The organism is Brevundimonas abyssalis TAR-001 (genome assembly GCF_000466985.1).
Taxonomy (GTDB): domain Bacteria; phylum Pseudomonadota; class Alphaproteobacteria; order Caulobacterales; family Caulobacteraceae; genus Brevundimonas; species Brevundimonas abyssalis.
Window position 1 is genome coordinate 1 of the sequence record NZ_BATC01000106.1, and the last position, 3,138, is coordinate 3,138.

4 protein-coding genes are annotated in these 3,138 nt (G+C 70.3%); 2 read left to right on the forward strand and 2 right to left on the reverse strand.

All coding sequences use genetic code 11. From position 1 onward, the window contains the following. Positions 1-262 precede the first annotated feature (262 nt). Both MBEBAB_RS14635 and MBEBAB_RS14640 read right to left on the reverse strand, forming a co-directional pair. Positions 263-1,135: an ArdC family protein gene (locus tag MBEBAB_RS14635; protein ID WP_021698763.1), complete on the reverse strand. Its 873-nt coding sequence runs from the start codon at positions 1,133-1,135 to the stop codon at positions 263-265. Between the two features lie 71 nt (positions 1,136-1,206). Continuing rightward, positions 1,207-1,500, reverse strand: coding sequence for a DUF736 domain-containing protein (locus MBEBAB_RS14640; protein WP_021698764.1), 294 nt, complete (start codon positions 1,498-1,500; stop codon positions 1,207-1,209). 487 nt (positions 1,501-1,987) lie between these two features. Here MBEBAB_RS14640 and MBEBAB_RS14645 point away from each other — a divergent pair, with 487 nt between their 5' ends. Both MBEBAB_RS14645 and MBEBAB_RS14650 read left to right on the forward strand, forming a co-directional pair. After that, on the forward strand, positions 1,988-2,356 hold the full coding sequence (locus tag MBEBAB_RS14645) for a hypothetical protein (protein ID WP_045319472.1): 369 nt from the start codon (positions 1,988-1,990) through the stop codon (positions 2,354-2,356). Positions 2,357-2,747: 391 nt separating this feature from the next. Beyond that, the gene (locus MBEBAB_RS14650; RefSeq protein WP_045319473.1) at positions 2,748-3,104 is read left to right on the forward strand and encodes a copper resistance protein CopC; all 357 of its coding nucleotides are present in this window, start codon (positions 2,748-2,750) and stop codon (positions 3,102-3,104) included. The last annotated feature ends 34 nt before the right edge of the window (positions 3,105-3,138 follow it).

The following is a 3,138-nucleotide window of genomic DNA, read 5'->3' on the forward strand; positions in this document are numbered from 1 at the left end:
CAGGCCTGACGGGGCTCCCCGCCCTCCCCTCGGCGGCCGTCTCCGGCCGCTCGCCCGCCGCCCTCAGGCGCCCCAGCCGAGGGCGGCTTCCCCTCCACAACAAGAGTCGGCGGCGCACAGTCGTGCGCCGCCTCCGCACCCAGCGGCGGTCTCGTTCGGCCCCGCGCAATTGTGAGACCAACGGCAGCCTTCCTTCGGGCGCGTCCGGGCCTGGACGCCCGCCGCGACGCGGGCCGGCGCCGGGCGCCGACCCGCCGGGGCGTCAGCCCTGTCGGTCGTGCAGCCAGGCCACGGCGCGCTGGGCGTGGGCCGCGGCCGAGACCAGGAAGCGCTTGTCGGCCTTCAGCACCTCAAGCCAGTGCCCCAGATAGGCGGCGTGGTCCTCGCGCGGCTCCAGCTCAAGACCGAGATCGGCGCACAGGAAGGCGGCGCCCAGCTCCGCCACCAGCTCCTCGCGGGCGTAGGCCTGGGTGGCGCGGCTGAAGTCACGAGCCAGGCGGGAGCCATGGCCGGTCCAGTGCACGCACTCATGGCCGAGGGTGGCGTAGTAGGCGCCCGCATCGCGGAAGGACGCGAACGGCGGCATCTGCACATGGTCCGACGCCGGAACGTAGAAGGCGGCCGAACCGCCATGACGGATGTCGGCGCCCAGCCGGGCGAAGAATTGCTCCGCCTCGGCCTGCCGCGCGTCGGGATTGACCGGCTCGGGGGATGACGGTCTGTAGCGGTCCGGCAAACCCTCGATCTGCTCCACATTGAAGACGGTGTAGGCCTTCAGGAAGGGAATGCGCCGTTCGCTGTCCTCGCCGTCCTCGTCGGCTTCGGTGCGGACGATCTGGTTGGCGTAGACCACCGTCGCGCCGGTCTCGCCCCTGCGCACATGGGCGCCGAGGGAGAGGGCCTGACGGAAGGTCATCCAGGTGGGCGAACCGTAGCCCCGACTGAGGGCCTGGGACCACAGCAGCAGGATGTTGACGCCGCTGTAGGGCGTTCCGTCATGGCGCAGGGGCCGGGTGACCGGCTTGCCGCCGGTCCAGGGCTGGGTCCAGGGCCGGACGCCGGCCTCCAGCTGGGCGATGATGGTTTCGGTGATCCGGGCGTGGACATCCGGACGTGCGGGTGCGGGGCGCGTCATGGCGGCCTCCTTGGGTTGGAATGTCGGGAAGAAGGGGCGGCGGCGCGCCGGGCGCGCCGCCGCCGGCTCGGTCAGCGGGACCAGATCAGGCTGTGCCCGCCGTCCATTTCGACCAGGGTGGCGTAGATCGGGGCCGGGAAGCTGGGGTCGTCCAGCTTGACCGAGAGGTAGTCCCGGTTCTGCTGGCTCGTGCGCTTCCAGGCGGCGCCGAACTCGGTCTGGCCCGCGAAGATGCGGTAGTCCGGCCCCTTGTCGTCGGCCTTGTCATTGGGCCGGAGCGTCGCGCTCCTGACATTCAGGGTCAGGGTCTTGATGGACCCGGTGTAGCCGTCGCCCTGGGCGGTGAAGTTTCCGATAGCGGCCATTGTCGTCTCTCCTTTGCTGTCGAGCCGCGCCGATCGCGGCCTCGATGGCGATCGACGGACCGGGAGACGGACGGCGCGCAGGGCGAGCGCAGGGAGCCCCCGCAGCGCAGCGGAGGACCGGGACGCGGGGGTTTCTTGTTTCGCGAGGAAGGCCGCCAGGCCGGGGACGAAACCCACGCGCCCGGTTGCGCCAGCCGACCGGGTTCCGGTCAGATCCGTCCACCGAGAGGCCGCGCCGGCCGGCCCGCTCCAGGAGACGAACAGGCCGTTGTCTCAGACAACATCCCGCTCCGGGGCGTCGCCTCTCGAACGCGGCCCCGTACTCTGGCTGACGGCAGAAAAGCGGACTCGCGTTCAAGAACCAGGCGGGTTGCCGCTGGGGCGCAAGCCCGCAGGCCGCAGCGGGACCGTGCGGCGTGCGCCGTCATGGTGTAAGCCGCTCGCGCCGCACAACGGCGCACATCCCCGGACATCTGGACCCGACGCCATGACGCTTTCCGCCCCCGACCATCGGCTCATCTCCAGCATCGCCAGGACGGGCTGGCGGGAGGGTGATCGTCTGGTGCAGCTCGTGGCGGACGGCGCGCGCCTTGGCTTGCGCTTCACGCCCAGGCTGGCCCTGGACCTGGCCCTGCGGCTGCTGCAGCCTCAGGCCAAGGCCGCCAACCATGCTCCCCTCGGCATCAAGGCCGGGGCCGTGACCACCGCGAGAACGGACGACGGCCATGCGGTTCTGTCCTTCGCCCTGCCCGGCGAGGCCCGCCTGTCCATCGTCCTGGCTCCGGAGATGGAGCAACGGTTGGTTCACGACCTGACTCAACCGCCCCGCGAGGCCCCGCCCCGCTTGATGCACTGACATCTTCGGCTGGGTCTGCCGCGTCTGCGCCGGCGGCAATCAGTATCAAGCCTATTGCGGAGGATGGGAGAATGACGCCCGCAACCTGGCTAGCCCTGCCCCACGCCCGATCCGGCAGGGTCAGGACGTGGTGGACGGTCAGAGGTTCGAATCTCTACGGGGGCACCTTCGCCCCGAGCCTCCGAGGCTCGCTGACTTGGGACGTTCGGAAGGTCAGCTCAGGGCTCAAGGCAGACCTTCCGCAGGTCTGCTCCTTGGGCTGGCCGCCAATCTGCTCCATCTGCCGCCGCAACTGACGCCTTCACGCGCCTTGCGCCGCATAGCGAGGGATCGAAGCGCCACTCGCGTAAGGTTAGGGCGCACCGAGTTTTCTTCAGAGGGTCTGTCCATCATGTTTCGTGTTCCCGTCGCCCTCGCCGTTGCGGCTGCCGTTGTTGTTTCGGCTCAACCGGTTTGGGCCCACGCCCGCCTTGTCAGCGCGACGCCGGGAGACGGGCAAACCGCGTCCGCGGTGCGGTCGGTCAGCCTGACCTTCAGCGAGCGGTTCGCGGCGCCGTTCTCGAGCATCGAACTCGAAGACGCCCATGGGCGGGCCATTCCGCTTCGCAGCAGCGTTTCGTCCGACGGCAAGACCCTGTCCGGCCGCCTCGAGACCCCGCTGCCGGCCGGCGTGTACCGCGTGACCTGGGCGATCGCGGCCTCCGACGGCCACCGCATGACCGGCTCCTACACCTTTACGGCCCGCTGAACCGATGATCGAAGGCGGCGTCGTCGTCCTGCGC